The sequence below is a fragment of the Plantibacter sp. VKM Ac-2880 genome (assembly GCF_015351235.1).
Classification (GTDB): Bacteria; Actinomycetota; Actinomycetes; order Actinomycetales; family Microbacteriaceae; genus Plantibacter.
Genome location: NZ_JADKSJ010000007.1, coordinates 1 through 974, shown reverse-complemented (window position 1 = coordinate 974; position 974 = coordinate 1). Strand labels below are relative to the sequence as shown.

The 974-nt window shown below is 53.5% G+C and carries 1 rRNA gene; it reads right to left on the bottom strand.

Annotated elements, in window-relative coordinates:
* Positions 1–974, bottom strand: a 23S ribosomal RNA gene (locus ITJ57_RS19205); the annotation flags it as partial.

Below are 974 nucleotides of genomic sequence, written 5' to 3'. Positions count from 1 at the left end.
CACATCCTTTCCCACTTAGCACGCGCTTTGGGACCTTAGTTGGTGGTCTGGGTTGTTTCCCTCTCGACGATGAAGCTTATCCCCCACCGTCTCACTGCTGCGCTCTCACTTACCGGCATTCGGAGTTTGGCTGACGTCAGTAAGCTTTTGGGCCCCATCGGCCATCCAGTAGCTCTACCTCCGGCAAGAAACACGCAACGCTGCACCTAAATGCATTTCGGAGAGAACCAGCTATCACGAAGTTTGATTGGCCTTTCACCCCTATCCACAGCTCATCCCCTCCATTTTCAACTGAAGTGGGTTCGGTCCTCCACGACGTCTTACCGTCGCTTCAACCTGGCCATGGATAGATCACTTCGCTTCGGGTCTAGGACATGCGACTGAATCGCCCTATTCAGACTCGCTTTCGCTACGGCTACCCCACACGGGTTAACCTCGCCACATATCGCTAACTCGCAGGCTCATTCTTCAAAAGGCACGCTGTCACACCTACAAGGGTGCTCCAACGGTTTGTAAGCAAACGGTTTCAGGTACTATTTCACTCCCCTCCCGGGGTACTTTTCACCTTTCCCTCACGGTACTTGTCCGCTATCGGTCATCTGGGAGTATTTAGGCTTATCAGGTGGTCCTGACAGATTCACACGGGATTTCTCGGGCCCCGTGCTACTTGGGATACTCCTCGCACGATTGCAGCATTTCGACTACCGGGCTGGCACCGTCTTTGGCTGGGCTTTCAATCCCATTCGTCTATACCACGTTCTAATGCTCCCCGAATATCAGTTCGGAGTGAGAAGTCCCACAACCCCGGACATGCAACGCCTGATAGCTATCACACATGCCCGGTTTAGCCTCTTCCGATTTCGCTCGCCACTACTGACGGAATCACTGTTGTTTTCTCTTCCTGGGGGTACTGAGATGTTTCACTTCCCCCCGTTCCCTCTACCCGCCCTATATATTCAGGCGGGAGTCACCAG